Origin of the sequence: Streptomyces sp. NPDC090442 (assembly GCF_044769405.1) — a bacterium.
Lineage (GTDB): Bacteria > Actinomycetota > Actinomycetes > Streptomycetales > Streptomycetaceae > Streptomyces.
In genome coordinates, this window is the sequence record NZ_JBIVXW010000059.1 from 24,110 (window position 1) to 40,177 (window position 16,068).

Consider the following 16,068-nt stretch of genomic DNA (forward strand, 5'->3'; position numbering starts at 1 on the left):
CAACGGACGCACGGAAGAAGAGAGAAGACGACATGTCCAAGCACACGCTCTCCGTCCTGGTGGAGAACACCCCCGGCATCCTCGCCCGGATCGCCGCGCTGTTCTCCCGCCGCGGCTTCAACATCGACTCGTTGGCGGTCGGCGTCACCGAGCACCCCGACATCTCCCGCATCACCATCGTGGTCAGCGTCGAGTCGCTGCCGCTGGAGCAGGTCACCAAGCAGCTCAACAAGCTGGTCAACGTGCTCAAGATCGTTGAGCTGGAGCCCGGTTCGGCCATCCAGCGCGAGCTGGTCCTGGTGAAGGTCCGCGCCGACAACGAGACCCGCTCGCAGATCGTCGAGATCGTCCAGCTCTTCCGCGCCAAGACCGTGGACGTCTCCCCGGAGGCCGTCACGATCGAGGCCACCGGTTCCAGCGACAAGCTGGAGGCGATGCTCCGGATGCTGGAGCCGTTCGGCATCAAGGAACTGGTGCAGTCCGGCACCATCGCGATAGGGCGTGGCGCCCGGTCCATCACCGACCGCTCGCTGCGCGCGCTGGACCGCACGGCCTGACCTCCCTGCCCGCCCGCGGCCCCACCGGACCGCATGGCGAGACCCACCAACCTTCCCCACCCCGCCCGACGTACTGTGTGGGCACCCGCTAGAACCAAGGAGATACCCGAAGTGGCCGAGCTGTTCTACGACGACGACGCCGACCTGTCCATCATCCAGAACCGCAAGGTGGCGGTCATCGGCTACGGAAGCCAGGGCCACGCCCACGCGTTGTCCCTGCGCGACTCGGGCGTCGACGTGCGCGTCGGTCTGCACGAGGGCTCCAAGTCGAAGGCCAAGGCCGAGGAGCAGGGCCTGCGCGTGGTGACGCCCGCCGAGGCCGCCGCCGAGGCCGACGTCATCATGATCCTGGTGCCGGACCCGATCCAGGCCGACGTCTACGAGGAGTCCATCAAGGACCACCTCAAGGACGGCGACGCGCTGTTCTTCGGCCACGGCCTGAACGTCCGCTTCGGCTTCATCAAGGCCCCGGCCGGCGTGGACGTCTGCATGGTCGCCCCCAAGGGCCCGGGCCACCTGGTCCGCCGTCAGTACGAGGAGGGCCGCGGCGTTCCGTGCATCGCCGCCGTCGAGCAGGACGCCACCGGCAAGGCGTTCGACCTGGCGCTCTCCTACGCCAAGGGCATCGGCGGCACCCGCGCCGGCGTCATCAAGACCACCTTCACCGAGGAGACCGAGACCGACCTCTTCGGCGAGCAGGCCGTGCTCTGCGGCGGCGCCGCCGCCCTGGTCAAGGCCGGCTTCGAGACCCTCGTCGAGGCGGGCTACCAGCCGGAGATCGCCTACTTCGAGTGCCTCCACGAGCTGAAGCTGATCGTGGACCTGATGTACGAGGGCGGCCTGGAGAAGATGCGCTGGTCGATCTCCGAGACCGCCGAGTGGGGCGACTACGTCACCGGCCCGCGGATCATCACCGACGCCACCAAGGCCGAGATGAAGAAGGTGCTCACCGAGATCCAGGACGGCACCTTCGCCAACAACTGGATGGCGGAGTACAAGGCCGGCCTGCCGAAGTACAACGAGTACAAGAAGGCCGACGAGAACCACCTGCTGGAGACCACCGGCAAGGAGCTGCGCAAGCTGATGAGCTGGGTGGACGACGAGGCGTGAGCCACCGGACGAGGGGGTCGCGACACCGCTCGCGACCCCCTCGTCCGCATGCCGCCGGATTCCCCGCACGCCGCCTTGTCCACCGCGTAGAACCACGCATGGGTGATCCTTACGCAACGGCACAGACCGTTTCGCGCCCCGCCACTACACTGCTCGTCACAAGCGCGTCAGGCTCACAGCGTCGTGCGTCTTCCACGCGGCTTTTCCCCCTTCACCGCCTTCGGCCGTCGGGACGGCCGTCCGCGAAGGACTAGTGAGGACTGAAGACCACGTGAGCACTGCCAACTCCGGTAAACCCGTTGTACTGATCGCCGAGGAACTGTCGCCGGCCACCGTCGACGCCCTCGGCCCGGACTTCGACATCCGGCACTGCAACGGCGCCGACCGCGCCGAACTGCTGCCCGCCATCACCGACGTCGACGCCATCCTCGTGCGCAGTGCGACGAAGGTCGACGCCGAGGCGATCGCCGCCGCCAAGAAGCTGAAGGTCATCGCGCGCGCCGGCGTGGGCCTGGACAACGTCGACGTCTCCGCCGCCACCAAGGCCGGCGTGATGGTCGTCAACGCCCCGACCTCCAACATCGTCACCGCCGCCGAGCTCGCCTGCGGCCTGCTGGTCGCCACCGCCCGCAACATCCCGCAGGCCAACACCGCGCTGAAGAACGGCGAGTGGAAGCGCAGCAAGTACACCGGCGTCGAGCTCAGCGAGAAGACCCTCGGCGTGGTCGGCCTCGGCCGGATCGGCGTGCTGGTCGCCCAGCGGATGTCCGCCTTCGGCATGAAGGTCGTCGCCTACGACCCCTACGTGCAGCCGGCCCGCGCCGCGCAGATGGGCGTCAAGCTGCTGACCCTGGACGAGCTGCTGGAGGTCTCGGACTTCATCACCGTCCACCTCCCCAAGACCCCCGAGACCCTCGGCCTGATCGGCGACGAGGCGCTGCACAAGGTCAAGCCGAGCGTCCGGATCGTCAACGCCGCCCGTGGCGGGATCGTCGACGAGGCGGCGCTGGCCAGCGCGCTCAAGGAGGGCCGGGTCGCCGGCGCGGGCCTGGACGTGTACGCCGTCGAACCGTGCACCGACTCCCCGCTGTTCGCCTACGACCAGGTCGTGTGCACCCCGCACCTCGGCGCCTCCACGGGCGAGGCGCAGGAGAAGGCGGGCATCGCGGTCGCCAAGTCGGTACGGCTGGCGCTGGCCGGCGAGTTGGTGCCGGACGCGGTCAACGTCCAGGGCGGCGTGATCGCCGAGGACGTCAAGCCGGGGCTGCCGCTGGCCGAGCGGCTGGGCCGGATCTTCACCGCGCTGTCCGGCGAGGTCGCCCTGCGGCTCGACGTCGAGGTGTACGGCGAGATCACCCAGCACGACGTCAAGGTGCTCGAACTCTCCGCGCTCAAGGGCGTGTTCGAGGACGTGGTGGACGAGACGGTGTCCTACGTCAACGCCCCGCTGTTCGCGCAGGAGCGCGGCGTCGAGGTGCGGCTGACCACCAGCAGCGAGTCGCCCGAGCACCGCAACGTGGTCACCGTCCGCGGCACGCTCGCGGGCGGCGAGGAGGTGTCGATCTCCGGCACCCTGGCCGGCCACAAGAACGTCCAGAAGATCGTCGCGGTGGGGGAGCACTCCATCGACCTCGCGCTCGCCGACCACATGGCGTTCCTGCGGTACACCGACCGCCCCGGCGTGGTCGGCACCGTCGGCCGGATCCTGGGCGAGGCGGGCATCAACATCGGCGGCATGCAGGTCTCCCGGGCCGACGTCGGCGGCGAGGCGATGGTGGTGCTGACCGTCGACGACACCATTCCGGCGAATGTGCTGGCCGAGATCTCCGACGAGATCGGCGCCAGCTCGGTGCGCGCGGTGAACCTCACCCACTGACGCCACCGCGCTCCGCGCAGGTCAACGGGCCCGGCCCCCGCTTCGAGCGGGGACCGGGCCCGCGCTCGTTCCGGGCATCGTACGCAGCCGGCGGCCGGGGCGCGCGCGATGGCTGACCCCTCAACCATTCACCCGTTTGGGCTAAAGAAGGTGGCTGGTGGACACCCCGTGAGCAGCGTCGGGGGGCCGCCGGGGCCGGTGGCCGCCCGGTTCCCCGAGTCGCTGGGGCGGCGTTCGCGGCGCGCAATGGGAACTGCGCGTGTCCCGGAGGAGGTGCGCGCGGAAGGAGGCAGGACGCCATGAACGCACCCCTGGGTGGCACTCCGCAGAGTCTGACCGGGCTGCACGTGGTGGACGCGGAGGGCGCGAAGGTGGGCGTCGTCCAGCAGGTCTACCGCGACGACGCCACCAACGAGCCGGAGTGGATCACCGTGCGGACCGGGTTGTTCGGGATGAAGGAGACCTTCGTGCCGCTGGCCGGGGCCCGGCGGCTGGGCGACGAACTGCACATCCCGCACACCAAGGAGACGATCAAGGACGCGCCGCGGATCGACGCCGAGGGTCACCTCGACCCGTCCGAGGAGGAGCGGCTCTACCGCCACTACGGGCTGATCCGGCCCGGGATAACCGGTGCCGCCGGCGCGGCCGGTGCCGCGGGCGCGGTCGGGCGGACCACCGGGCCGGGCGTCGCCTCGTCCCGGCCGACGGTGACCAGCGGGACCACCGGCGGGCAGAGCGCGGGCGCGGCCGGCCTCCGGCGCCGGGCGGCGGCGGACGCCCCGCTCCAGCACCGCACCCGCGCCGGCGACGAGCGCAACAAGCTGACCGACGCCCGGACTTCGGGCGCGGACCGGCCGATGGCGGTCTCGCGCGGCCGGGCCGAGACGGACGCGGCCCGCGAGGCGGAGGGCACCACCGAGATCGTGCTGTCCGAGGAGCGGGTCGAGATCGGCACCGAGGAGCACGAGTCCGGCCGGGCCCACCTGCGCAAGCACGTGGTCACCGAGGACGTGCACCGCACCGTGCCGGTCAGCCACGAGGAGGTCCGGGTGGTCCGCGAGAAGATCACCGAGGAGGACCGGCGGGCCGGGCGCGGCGGGCCGCAGATCGGCGAGGGCCAGGTGGAGGTCGTGCTGCACGAGGAGCAGCCGGTGATCAACAAGCGGACCGTGCCGGTCGAGCGGGTCCGGCTGGAGACCGAGCGGGTCACCGAGCAGCGCGAGGTGACCGCCGAAGTCCGCCGGGAGACGCTGGAGTTCGACGACGGCACGGGGACCCGACGGGGCACCGAGCGCGGCGGACCGGGAACCGGCCGGACGCGCTGAACGGGACCGGCGGCGCCGAGCGGGCCGGCACGAGCGGGCCGGGCGCGCGGCGCCGCGGCCCGCGTCCGGGCACGTCGCCCGCGGTGCCGCCCCGTCAGCCCGCCTGCGCGCCGTGCCCCGGCCCGGGGCTCACCTCCCCGGGCGGGTCAGCAGCAGTTCGGTGTTGTGGTCGGCGGGCGCGCCCAGCTTGGCGTCCGGGGTGGCGTAGGGGTCGTTGTAGGACAACTCGCGGTACAGGGCGGCGAGTCCGGCGTCCGAGGTGTCGGTGGCGGAGGCGGCGTACGGGGCGGCGGACTCGATCAGGGTGGTGAACAGGGAGAGCGTCCCGTCGCCGTTGTCGGCCAGCTCGATGATCCGGGCGTGCTGCGGATAGTCCACGTGCGAGGCGGTGTTGATCTCCCAGAAGGCGCGCTCGGGAACGGCGTGCGCGTGCGGGGTGATGCGGTTCTCGTGGGTGTGGCCGTTGACCCAGGCGACGACGTTGGGGAAGCGCTGCAACAGGGCGACCAGGGCCTTGCCGTCGTGCCGGCCCTCGAACGGGCGGTAGGGGTCGGGCAGCAGATTGCCCATGGTGGCGCTGGTGTGGTGGCTGAACAGGACGATCAGCGCGTCGCCCCCGCTGCCGCGCACCGGGCGGCCGTCGGCGTCGTACCAGCGGCTGCTGTGCGCCTTCAGCGTCGACTCCAGCCAGTGCAACTGCTCGGTGCCGAGCGAACCGTCCGCCCAGCCGGCCCGGTTGGTGGTGTCCAGGCTGATGCCGAGGACGCCCTCGGCGAGCGGGAGGGTGTAGTAGAGCCGGCCGCTGGCCGCCGCGTCGGAGGTGAAGCCGTGGCCCACCGGGCCGGGGCCGGTGTGCGCCGGGTCCAGGTGGGCCTTGGCGAACTCGGCCGGGGTGAACGGGTGGCGCCGCTCGTCCGGGGTGACCTTGCGGATCGCGCCGCGGTCGGCCAGCAGCGAGCCGAGCAGCGTCGCGGCGTGGCCCGGGTCGTTCCGCAGGGCGTCGGCCAGCTTGGCCGCGGTGGTGTCGTCGCAGCCCTCCAGCTTGCGGTCGCCGGTGTAGAGCGCGTTCAACAGGCCGAGGTCGGGCAGGGTGCCCTGGATGCTGTCGTCGTGGTTGCCGACCGTGGTGTACCAGGGGACGGACAGGCCGGGCGCGGTGAACGGGCGGGTCGCGCCGGAGAGGAAGCCCGGTATCTCGGGCAGGCCCTTGGCCTTGTAGGCGTCCCGGATCGGGGACTCCGGGTTCCAGTACGCGACGTTGCCGGAGTTCTGCACGCCCTCGTAGCGCTTGGGGTCGCCGCTGTTGGGGGTGATCCGCCCGCCGCTCATCACCGTCAGATACCAGTCGAGCTCGATCTTCTCGTGGTTGTCGGTGTTGTCGCCGGTGGCCATGACCAGGCCGAACGGCCGGCCGGTGTACGGACCTTGGCGCACCGCGTTGACCCGCTCGACGAGGGAGGCGGCGCCGCGCACCGTCAGCGCCTCCTGCGGGCGGTGCGCGCTGTCGATGAGCCGGGCCAGGTACTCGAACCGCACCGGCGACTCGACGTCCGCCAGGTGCAGGTCGGTGAACTGTACGAAGGAGGCGAGGCCGGTCCGGCGGTCGTCGCGCCCAAAGCTCCCGGCGGCCAGCTCGCGGCGCACCACCAGCGGCCAACCCGGCCCGGCCGCCAGCCTCTTGTACGCCCCGGTGCCGGTCGGCCGGGCGGCCTGCTCCAGCGTGGTGCCCCCGGTCCGCACGGCCCGCGCGGCGGTGACCGCCAGCGCCCGGTCGTAGGAGGCCGCCGACCACAGCGCCGCGCCCGCCATCGCGGCGGACGCCCTCGACACGAACTGGCGGCGGTTCATCCCGTGCATCAAATCCCCCTGGAGTGGCCGCACATGGCGGTGGGCGACGGGTCCCGCGAGCCGGTCCGGCGGCCGGGCACCCTCGATCGGCGCACACGCTACTTGCCGGTAGTGGCCGGCAACAGGTCCTGTGGACAAAGGGTTTGCGGCCGCCAGATGGCCAACAGGTGCTATCCCGGGGCACTCCAGGCACCCCGCCGGCGACCGCCGTACAGCGGCCGCACAGTCACCTCACAGCCGGGCCGCCTTCAGGGCCATGTGGAGCAGCAGGCGGTCCGCGCCCTCGTCGAGGTCCAGCCCGGTCAGCTTCTCGACCCGGCCCAGGCGGTAGTAGAGCGTCTGGCGGTGGATGCCGAGCTGCTGGGCGGTGCGGCCGGCCTGGCCGGCGCAGTCGAGGAACGCCTCGACCGTACGGGCGAGTTCGGCGTGCGCGGGGGTGAGCAGCGGGCCGACCGCCGAGTCGGGCGCGGCGGCCGGGAGGGCGGTCAGCAGGCGGTGGGCGCCGAGGTCGGTCCACTCGGCGACGGGGCTGAGCCGGGGCTCGGCGCGGGCCGCGCGGGCCGCGGCCAGGGCCTGTCGCCAGGAGTCCGGCAGCTCGGTCAACTCCCGGGTGGGGACGCCGATTCCGGCCGCGCCCCGGGTGGGGCGGGCCCCCGTCCGGCCGGTCGCCGCGGGCGCGCTGCCGGCCCGCGGCGAGCGCAGCAGATGGTCGGCGGCGGTGTGGGCCGGGGCCAGCGAGCCGGCCTGGCGCAGCCGGACCAGCGCGGCCAGCACGGGCTCCGCGGCGCCGGGACCCGACCGGTCCGGCGCTCCGGCGTCCGCCGCGGGCAGCGGACAGGCGGCGAGCAGTCCGGGCAGGGCCGGCAACGGGGCCGCGTCGGTGGCGGTGGTGTCCCAGGGGAGGACGGCGACCAGGGTGAGCGGGGTGCCGGGGGAGAAGCGGAGGGTGTCCCGGAGGGCGTCCCGCAACGCGCCCGCCGCGGCCGCGGCCTTGCCGTCCGTACGGGAGGTGAGCAACTCCCGGAGCACCTCGGCGAGTTCGGAACCGGCTCGGGACTCCTCGGCCAGCAGGGCGCCGATCCGGGCGGCGCTCTCCATCGCCTGCGCCATCCGGGGGTCCGGCGGGGTGTCGCCGCCGCCCAGCTCCAGGTCGGTCAGATGGCCGTCGTCCAGCAGCCAGACGTAGCCGTGCACCACGCCCCGGTGCCGTACCGGGAGGCAGATCCGGCCTTTGAAGACGCCGGCCGCCGGGTCCGGCGGGATCCGCAGCGGGGAGGTGGCCCGGGCGATCCCGAACGCCTCGAACCACGCCCGCACCGCCGCCGAGGATCGCCGCTGGAGGATCGAGCGGGTCCGCACCGGGTCCATGACCTCGTCGTCCTCGCCCTCGTGCGCCCCGAAGGCGATGAGTTGGAAGTCCCGGTCCTCCAGGGTCGCCGGCGCGCCGAGCGCCGCCGAGATCTCGTCCACCAACTGCTGGTAATCGCTGCGCACCGTCGCCCGGCCCCTCTCCTGTCCCTGCCGTCACCTCACTCCCATTCTCATACATCTGTCTGAGATGCCGGCCACGAAGGCGTGACAGCTGTCGATGGCCGGAAAGTGGCGAGATCCTTAAATTTCAGGTGGCTCATCTTGCCGCCGCGTGCTGCCGATCGGCGCCCGCCTCGGCATTTGTCATCCTGAATCGTGGAGGTGCCCCATGCTGGGTCCCGTGCTTCTCGCCGCCGCGCGCAGCGACAGCATCCGACGCGTCGTCGCGGCCGCTCCGGTCACCCGTCCCGTGGTGGACCGGTTCGTCGCCGGCGAGCACCTGGACGAGTCGATGGCGGCGGTGCGCAACCTCGCCGCCCGCGGCATGGAGGTCACCCTCGACCACCTCGGCGAGGACATCACCGACCCGGCCGAGGCGCTCCGCAACCGCGACGCCTATCTCCAGTTGGCCGCGGCGCTCAAGGAGTTGGGGCTCGGCGCCAGGGCCGAGATGTCGGTGAAGCTCTCCGCCTTCGGGCAGGCGCTGTCCGGCGGGCACGACCTCGCGCTGCGCAACGTCACCCCCGTCGTCGAGGCCGCCGCCGAGGCCGGCACCACCGTGACGCTGGACATGGAGGACCACACCACGGTCGACTCCACCCTGGCGATCCTCAAGGCGCTGCGCGAGCGGTTCCCGCAGACCGGTGCGGTGCTCCAGTCCTACCTCTTCCGCACCGAGGACGACTGCCGCGCACTGGCCGGGGAAGGTTCCCGGGTGCGACTGGTCAAGGGCGCGTACAAGGAGCCCGCGACGGTCGCGTTCCAGGACAAGCGGGAGGTCGACCGGGCCTATGTGCGCTGCCTGAAGATCCTGATGGCGGGGAAGGGCTACCCGATGGTCGGGTCCCACGACCCGCGGATGGTCGCCATCGCCCAGGAGCTGGCGCACCGCGGCGGCCGCAAGCCCGCCGACTACGAGTTCCAGATGCTGTTCGGCATCCGCGAGGCGGAGCAGCGGCGCCTGGTGGAGGAGGGCCACCGGATGCGGGTCTACATCCCGTACGGGACGGACTGGTACGGCTACTTCATGCGCCGGCTCGCCGAGCGTCCCGCCAACCTGGCCTTCTTCCTGAGGTCCCTGGCCACCCGCGGCTGACCCCTGCCGACCGGCTCTTTTGGGGCGGGATTTACCATCCCTTTTGAGAGCCTATGGGTGGATTCTGGAAGTGGGGGAAACCTCCGGGGGCGGCGCCTTCGCCGCCGCCCTCCGGAACACCCGCCGTGGCAGTGGCCTCGGCACGACCGACGTACACCGACGTACGACAACGAGACGATCGCGAACGACGATCGCAAGCGTAAGGAGACACGGCCGCTATGGACGCTGTGACCCAGGTCCCCGTGCCGGTGAACGAGCCGGTGCACAGCTACGCCCCGGGCAGCCCGGAGCGCTTCCGCCTGGAGGCCAAGCTCAAGGAGCTGGCCGGCAACCCCATCGAGCTGCCGATGACCATCGGCGGTGAGCGGCGGATGGGCGGCGGCGAGCGCTTCGACGTCGTGCAGCCGCACCACCACTCCGCCCGCCTGGGCACCTACGCCAACGCCACCGTCCAGGACGCCCAGGAAGCGGTGGACGCCGCGCTGGCCGCCGCCCCCGCCTGGCGCGCGATGCCCTTCGACGACCGTGCCGCGATCATCCTCAAGGCCGCCGACCTGCTCGCCGGCCCCTGGCGCGAGACGATGGCCGCCGCCACCATGCTCGGCCAGTCCAAGACCGCCCAGCAGGCCGAGATCGACACCCCCTGCGAGCTGGTCGACTTCTGGCGCTTCAACGTCCACTTCGCGCGGCAGATCCTGGCCGAGCAGCCCCCGGTGAACGCCCCCGGCGTGTGGAACCGCTCGGACCACCGCCCCCTGGAGGGCTTCGTCTACGCGATCACGCCCTTCAACTTCACCGCGATCGCCGGCAACCTCCCCACCGCCCCCGCCCTGATGGGCAACGTGGTGGTCTGGAAGCCGTCCCCGACGCAGACCTTCGCCGCGGTGCTGCTGATGCGCCTGCTGGAGGAGGCCGGCCTGCCGCCCGGCGTCATCAACCTCGTCACCGGCGACGGCAAGGACGTCTCCGAGGTGGCCCTGACCCACCCCGAGCTGGCCGGCATCCACTTCACCGGCTCGACCAGGACCTTCCAGTACCTCTGGAAGACGGTCGGCACCAACATCGAGGCGTACAAGACCTATCCGCGGCTGGTCGGCGAGACCGGCGGCAAGGACTTCATCGTCGCCCACCCCTCGGCCGACCGCGCCGTGCTGAAGACCGCCATGACCCGCGGCGCCTTCGAGTTCCAGGGCCAGAAGTGCTCCGCGGCCTCCCGCGCCTACGTCCCGGCCTCGCTGTGGAACGCCGGACTCAAGGAGGAGTTCGCCGCCGAGGTCGACGCCCTGACCATGGGTGACGTCACCGACCTGGCGCACTTCATGGGCGCCGTCATCGACGAGCGCTCGTTCGCCAAGAACAAGGCGGCGATCGACCGCGCCAAGGCCGACCCGACCATCGAGGTCGTGGCCGGCGGCACCTACGACGACAGCGTGGGCTACTTCGTCCGCCCGACGGTCCTGGTCTCCACCGACCCGGAGAACGAGATCTTCAAGGACGAGTACTTCGGCCCGATCCTCGGCGTGTACGTCTACGACGACTCGGTCGAGGGCGGCTACGAGGCGATGCTGGACCAGATGGAGTCCGCCTCGGCCTACGGCCTGACCGGCGCCGTCATCGCCCAGGACCGCGCCGCGGCCGTCGCCACCTGCGAGCGGCTGCGGTTCGCCGCGGGCAACTTCTACATCAACGACAAGCCCACCGGCGCCGTCGTCGGCCAGCAGCCGTTCGGTGGCGGCCGGGCCTCCGGCACCAACGACAAGGCCGGCGCCAAGCAGAACCTGATGCGCTGGACCTCGACCCGCTCCATCAAGGAGACGCTGGTCCCGCCGACCGACTACCGGTACCCGCACATGGGCTGACACCCGCCCGCACCGAGGGCCCGGCCTCCTCTTTTCGGGGGGCCGGGCCCTCGGCGTTCCCGGCTGCCGGGTCGCTTCCGTCTCAAATAGTAGGAAGCCCAAGTAATTGTGCAGACAGCACGGCCGCGCTGGCCTAGCTTTGTAGAAGCCGAACGCTTCGCTCCATCCAGCGAACGCGGATGCGGCCCGGTACGCCGAGCGCAGGTGACCCCTGCGGTGCCGCGGCCCCCGCCCCTTTGGCCATCCCTGCACCACCCACCCCTCTTCTTCGACGCACCCCTTCAGCTCGGGGCTTTGGCATTGGAGACGCGCATCATGGCCGAGACCATCGTCCGCAGGACCCGTCACTCCTCCCGTCAGACCAACGACGCCGACCGCCGCAACGCCGCGGCCGCCCTCCAGCGCGCACTCGACCGCCGCGACAACGGCGGCGCCACCGGTCACTGAGGCCCGCCGACCCCGCTCAAGCGCGAAGGGGCGCCCGGGAGTTGATCCCGGACGCCCCTTCGCGCGGTGGTGCGGGCGGTCAGTGCCGGCGGCGGGACCGGGTGACCGCGAAGTGGTCGATGCGCTCACCGGACTCGGCGAGGGCGGTGACCGCCATCCTGGGACGGGCGCCCGGGGTGACCTCGACGGCGATGAACGAGTAGCCGGTGTAGCGGACCCGGGACCACTCGACGCTCTCCTTGGCCTTCGCCCCGCCCTTGATCCAGTGGTAGGTGTCCACGTGGTCGAGGTCCTTCACGTGACCCTCGTAGCTGTCGGGCACGGGGAAGTCGTACAGCGACTTCCCGGCGCCGCCGGCCGTGACGTACACGATGCCCTCGTGCGCGGCGTCGACGGTCTCCCCGACGGGGACCTGCTTGGCCACGCGGCCGCCCTTGAGGGCGTCGGTGCGCTCGTAGACGTGGTTGTGCCCGTTGATCACCAGGTCCACCTGGTGCTTCTCGAAGAGCGGCAGCCAGGCGTCCCGGACCCCGCCCTCCGAGGCGTGCGAGTTGGTGGTGGAGAAGGCGCAGTGGTGGAAGAAGACCACCAGGAAGTCGATGCCGTGGGTGGCGCGCAGCTCGCCGAGCCGGCGGTCCAGCCAGCGGGTCTGCCGGCCCTGCGTGTAGCCGGCGTTGGCGGGGATCTCGTAGGAGACGTCGTTGGCGTCCAGGGCGACCACCGCGACGTTGCCGTAGGTGAACGAGTAGACGCCCGGGGCGTGTTGGGGGTCCGGGCCGTTGGTCGGCAGCGACCAGCGGGCCGACTGGCCGCCGTAGCCGTTGGGGGAGTACCACGCCTCCATGTCGTGGTTGCCGGTGGTCACCATCCACGGCACCGACTTGGCCACCGTCTCGGTCTGGGCGAGGAACTGGTCCCAGGTGCGGGCGTCGTAGGTGTCGTGCTCGGAGCCCTGGCCGTCCGGGTCGGCGTAGCAGATGTCGCCCGCGTGCAGGTGGAAGGAGGGGTTCTGCCCCAGGATCAGCTGGTCGTTGGCGAGCGCGTGGTAGCTGACGCCCTGGTCGCCGAAGGCGGTGAAGACGAACTTCTCGGCGCGGGCCGGCGCGGTGCGGAAGGTGCCGACGGTGCCGAAGTGGCGCGGGTCGGCGGGGTCGAAGCCGTCGTGGCCGACGCCGTAGTAGTAGGTGGTGCCCGGGCGTAGGCCGTCCAGGGCCGCGTGCAGGTAGAACTGGTCGACCGCCGGCAGCTTGCCGGACAGCGCCGGGGTGTGCAGGTGGCGCACCTCCGCCGAGACCTTGCGGCCCAGGTCCCAGGGGGTCGAACCGACCCGCAGGAACGGCCGCTTGACCGCGAACGGCACCTGCCAGGACACCCGCATCTGGGTCCGCGGGTCGGCGCCGAAGGCGAGGTGGCGGCCGAACGGGGCGACCAGGTGGCCGTCGACGGCGGCGGTGGCGGGCGCGGAGAGCAGCGTCGGGCCGGCGGGCTGAGCGGCCTGCGCGGCCTGCGCGGCCGGGGCGGTCAGCAGGCCGGCGCCGGCGACCATGCCGGCGGTCACCGCGGAGCTGCGCAGCAGGCCCCGGCGGGTCAGCTTGGTACGGAGGTACTCGTGCTGCTCGGGCATGGTCATCCGGGCCGCGAGGTGCTCCGGTATGCCGACGCGGGGGGTGTGCGAGGGCTGGGGGCGCTCCCCCCGGGGGTGTGCAGTCATGTGGCCGAATCTGACAAGTCCGACCGACGGCGGTGGGGCCCACGGGTGAACGGCGGATGGCCGCTGGCCGTCGGCCGGCACACCCTGTCCGCATGTCGGACATGACGTGTCAATCAATGGGACGAAGAGTAGGGTCCAGGCATGTCTCGCAGCATTCGCCTCGCAGTGATCCCCGGTGACGGAATCGGCCAGGAAGTCGTGGCGCAGGGCCTGAAGGTCCTGACCGCGGTCCTCCCGCAGGACGTCAAGCTGGAAACCAAGGAATACGACCTCGGGGCCAGGCGCTGGCACCGCACCGGCGAGACCCTCCCGGACGCGGAGCTGGCGGCGCTCAAGGAGCACGACGCGATCCTGCTCGGCGCGATCGGCGACCCCACGGTGCCGTCCGGCGTCCTGGAGCGCGGGCTGCTGCTCAAACTCCGCTTCGCCTTCGACCACTTCGTCAACCTGCGTCCCTCGAAGCTCTTCCCGAACACCGCGACGCCGCTGGCCGGCCGCCCCGAGATCGACTTCGTCGTCGTCCGCGAGGGCACCGAGGGTCCGTACACCGGCAACGGCGGCAGCCTGCGCACCGGTACCCCCGCCGAGGTCGCCACCGAGGTCAGCGTCAACACCGCCTACGGCGTGGAGCGGGTGGTCCGGGACGCCTACGAGCGGGCCAACTCCCGCCCGCGCAAGAAGCTGACGCTGGTCCACAAGAACAACGTCCTGGTCTACGCCGGCCACATGTGGAAGAACATCTTCGACAAGGTCGGCCAGGAGTACCCCGAGGTCACCACCGACTACCTGCACGTCGACGCGGCGACGATCTTCCTCGTCACCCAGCCCGAGCGGTTCGACGTGATCGTCACCGACAACCTCTTCGGCGACATCCTCACCGACCTCGCCGCGGCCGTCACCGGCGGCATCGGCCTGGCCGCCTCCGGGAACATCAACCCCACCGGGGAGTTCCCCTCGATGTTCGAGCCGGTGCACGGCTCCGCGCCGGACATCGCGGGCACCGGCAAGGCCGATCCGACCGCCACGATCCTCTCCGTCGCCCTGCTGCTGCGGCACCTCGGCCTCGACGAGCAGGCGGCCCGCATCGAGGCGGAGGTCGCCGCCGACCTGGAGGCCCGGGACGGCACGGCCCGCACCACCGAGCAGATCGGGGACGCGCTCGCCGCACGCGTAGCGGGCTGACGCCCGACGCACCAGCAGTACCGACAGCGCCGGGCCGACCACGGTCCGGCGCTGTCCGCATACCCCGGCCCCGGCCCGTCTGGGCAACCGGCGGGTCGGATGCCACCATCTGACGCGGGCCACGCACACCGGTTCCAGAGGCGGACACCCACGCGCGATAATCGGACGAGGGGCCGTCGGCCGGAAACTCGAAACGTCCCAGTAACGACCGGTACGGCCAAGGGACGACGGTGTGCGGCCGCTCCCCACCGCACCGGTGCGGCGAGCGGGGAACGCCCCCGGCCGGAGGGCCGGTGATCCTCCCCGGCGCGCGCTGGGTGGGAGTACCCCCGGTATCGGACACGCAGCGAAGGACACGGATACATGACGACGCCCACCATCGAGCTCAAGCCCTCCGCGCATCCGCTGCCCGCGGCGGAGCGGGAGAAGATCCTCGCCGCCCCCGGTTTCGGCCGGTACTTCACCGACCACATGGTGACGATCAAGTGGACCGAGGGGCGCGGCTGGCACGACGGACAGCTCGTGCCCTACGGTCCGCTCTCCCTCGACCCGGCGACCAACGTCCTGCACTACGCGCAGGAGATCTTCGAGGGGCTGAAGGCGTACCGCCAGCCCGACGGCAGCGTCGCCACCTTCCGCCCGGACGCCAACGCCCGGCGCTTCCAGGCGTCCGCCCGCCGGCTGGCGATGCCGGAGCTGCCGGTCGAGACCTTCCTGGCCGCCTGTGACCTGCTGGTCCAGCAGGACCAGGACTGGGTGCCGCCGCACGGCGGCGAGGAGTCGCTCTACCTGCGCCCGTTCATGATCGCCACGGAGGTCGGGCTGGGCGTCAAGCCCGCCAACGAGTACCTCTTCGTCGTCATCGCCTCGCCCGCCGGCGCCTACTTCCCCGGCGGCGTCAAGCCGGTCTCCATCTGGCTCTCCGAGGACCGGGTGCGGGCCGTCCCCGGTGGCATGGGCGACGCCAAGACCGGCGGCAACTACGCCGCGTCGCTGCTGGCCCAGGCCGAGGCCGCGGCCCGCGGCTGCGACCAGGTCGCCTACCTCGACGCCGTGGAGCACACCTGGGTCGAGGAACTGGGCGGGATGAACCTCTACTTCGTCTACGGCGACAAGATCGTCACCCCGACCCTGACCGGCTCGCTGCTGCCCGGCGTCACCCGCGACTCGCTGCTCTCCGTCGCCCGCGACCTCGGCTACGAGGCGGAGGAGGGCCGGGTCTCCTGCGACCAGTGGCAGAACGACTCCGCCAGCGGCGCGCTCACCGAGGTCTTCGCCTGCGGCACCGCCGCGGTGATCACCCCGGTCGGCACGGTCAAGCGCGCGGGTGCCGAGTGGCACGAGTCCGGCGGCGAGCCGGGCAAGGTCACGCTGAAGCTGCGCGAGGCGCTGCTGGACATCCAGCGCGGGGTGGTCCCCGACGCGCACGGCTGGATGCACCCCATCGGCTGACGGCCCGCGTCTCCCGGGCACCTTCGAAGGCCGCCCCGGCTCCCCGCCGGGGCGGCCTTCGCCGTTCGCCCGCGC

Annotated in this window: 12 protein-coding genes; 9 read left to right on the forward strand and 3 right to left on the reverse strand. The window is 71.9% G+C overall.

Features of this window, described 5'->3' with window-relative positions; translation table 11 throughout:
* Nucleotides 1-32 precede the first annotated feature (32 nt).
* From ilvN to ACIQU6_RS32415, 4 genes are all read left to right on the forward strand, one after another.
* Nucleotides 33-557: an acetolactate synthase small subunit gene (gene ilvN, locus ACIQU6_RS32400; protein WP_274913099.1), complete on the forward strand. Its 525-nt coding sequence runs from the start codon at nucleotides 33-35 to the stop codon at nucleotides 555-557.
* Nucleotides 558-668: 111 nt separating this feature from the next.
* Entirely contained in the window at nucleotides 669-1,667 is a 999-nt protein-coding gene (ilvC, locus tag ACIQU6_RS32405; protein WP_403485296.1) for a ketol-acid reductoisomerase, read from the forward strand.
* A 271-nt stretch (nucleotides 1,668-1,938) separates the two neighbouring features.
* Entirely contained in the window at nucleotides 1,939-3,543 is a 1,605-nt protein-coding gene (gene serA, locus ACIQU6_RS32410) for a phosphoglycerate dehydrogenase (protein WP_403485297.1), read from the forward strand.
* 299 nt (nucleotides 3,544-3,842) lie between these two features.
* A complete protein-coding gene (locus ACIQU6_RS32415; RefSeq protein WP_403485298.1) occupies nucleotides 3,843-4,868 on the forward strand; it encodes a DUF2382 domain-containing protein in 1,026 nt (341 codons plus the stop codon).
* A 129-nt stretch (nucleotides 4,869-4,997) separates the two neighbouring features.
* Here the strand turns inward: ACIQU6_RS32415 and ACIQU6_RS32420 are convergent, their stop codons facing one another.
* Nucleotides 4,998-6,725 (reverse strand): TIGR03767 family metallophosphoesterase, encoded by a 1,728-nt coding sequence (locus tag ACIQU6_RS32420; RefSeq protein WP_403485299.1) that lies wholly within the window; start codon nucleotides 6,723-6,725, stop codon nucleotides 4,998-5,000.
* A gap of 222 nt (nucleotides 6,726-6,947) precedes the next feature.
* Complete coding sequence (locus ACIQU6_RS32425; RefSeq protein ID WP_403485300.1) at nucleotides 6,948-8,210, reverse strand: PucR family transcriptional regulator; 1,263 nt, start codon at nucleotides 8,208-8,210, stop codon at nucleotides 6,948-6,950.
* Between the two features lie 205 nt (nucleotides 8,211-8,415).
* On the opposite strand from ACIQU6_RS32425, the gene ACIQU6_RS32430 reads away from it, so the two are divergent.
* The 3 genes from ACIQU6_RS32430 to ACIQU6_RS32440 all read left to right on the forward strand — a co-directional run bounded on the left by ACIQU6_RS32430 (nucleotide 8,416) and on the right by ACIQU6_RS32440 (nucleotide 11,648).
* Entirely contained in the window at nucleotides 8,416-9,342 is a 927-nt protein-coding gene (locus ACIQU6_RS32430) for a proline dehydrogenase family protein (RefSeq protein ID WP_403485301.1), read from the forward strand.
* Nucleotides 9,343-9,560: 218 nt separating this feature from the next.
* Nucleotides 9,561-11,201: an L-glutamate gamma-semialdehyde dehydrogenase gene (gene pruA / locus ACIQU6_RS32435; RefSeq protein ID WP_403485302.1), complete on the forward strand. Its 1,641-nt coding sequence runs from the start codon at nucleotides 9,561-9,563 to the stop codon at nucleotides 11,199-11,201.
* Nucleotides 11,202-11,516: 315 nt separating this feature from the next.
* Complete coding sequence (locus ACIQU6_RS32440; protein ID WP_274913088.1) at nucleotides 11,517-11,648, forward strand: hypothetical protein; 132 nt, start codon at nucleotides 11,517-11,519, stop codon at nucleotides 11,646-11,648.
* Nucleotides 11,649-11,727: 79 nt separating this feature from the next.
* On the opposite strand, the gene ACIQU6_RS32445 is transcribed toward ACIQU6_RS32440, so the two are convergent.
* Nucleotides 11,728-13,359 carry a purple acid phosphatase family protein gene (locus tag ACIQU6_RS32445; RefSeq protein WP_403485303.1) on the reverse strand — a complete coding sequence of 544 codons (1,632 nt, stop codon included), beginning with the start codon at nucleotides 13,357-13,359 and terminating at the stop codon, nucleotides 11,728-11,730.
* A 141-nt stretch (nucleotides 13,360-13,500) separates the two neighbouring features.
* Between ACIQU6_RS32445 and ACIQU6_RS32450 the strand changes: the two genes are divergently transcribed.
* Both ACIQU6_RS32450 and ACIQU6_RS32455 read left to right on the forward strand, forming a co-directional pair.
* Nucleotides 13,501-14,541 (forward strand): 3-isopropylmalate dehydrogenase, encoded by a 1,041-nt coding sequence (locus ACIQU6_RS32450; protein WP_403485304.1) that lies wholly within the window; start codon nucleotides 13,501-13,503, stop codon nucleotides 14,539-14,541.
* A gap of 363 nt (nucleotides 14,542-14,904) precedes the next feature.
* Nucleotides 14,905-15,993: a branched-chain amino acid aminotransferase gene (locus ACIQU6_RS32455; protein WP_403485305.1), complete on the forward strand. Its 1,089-nt coding sequence runs from the start codon at nucleotides 14,905-14,907 to the stop codon at nucleotides 15,991-15,993.
* Nucleotides 15,994-16,068 lie beyond the last annotated feature (75 nt).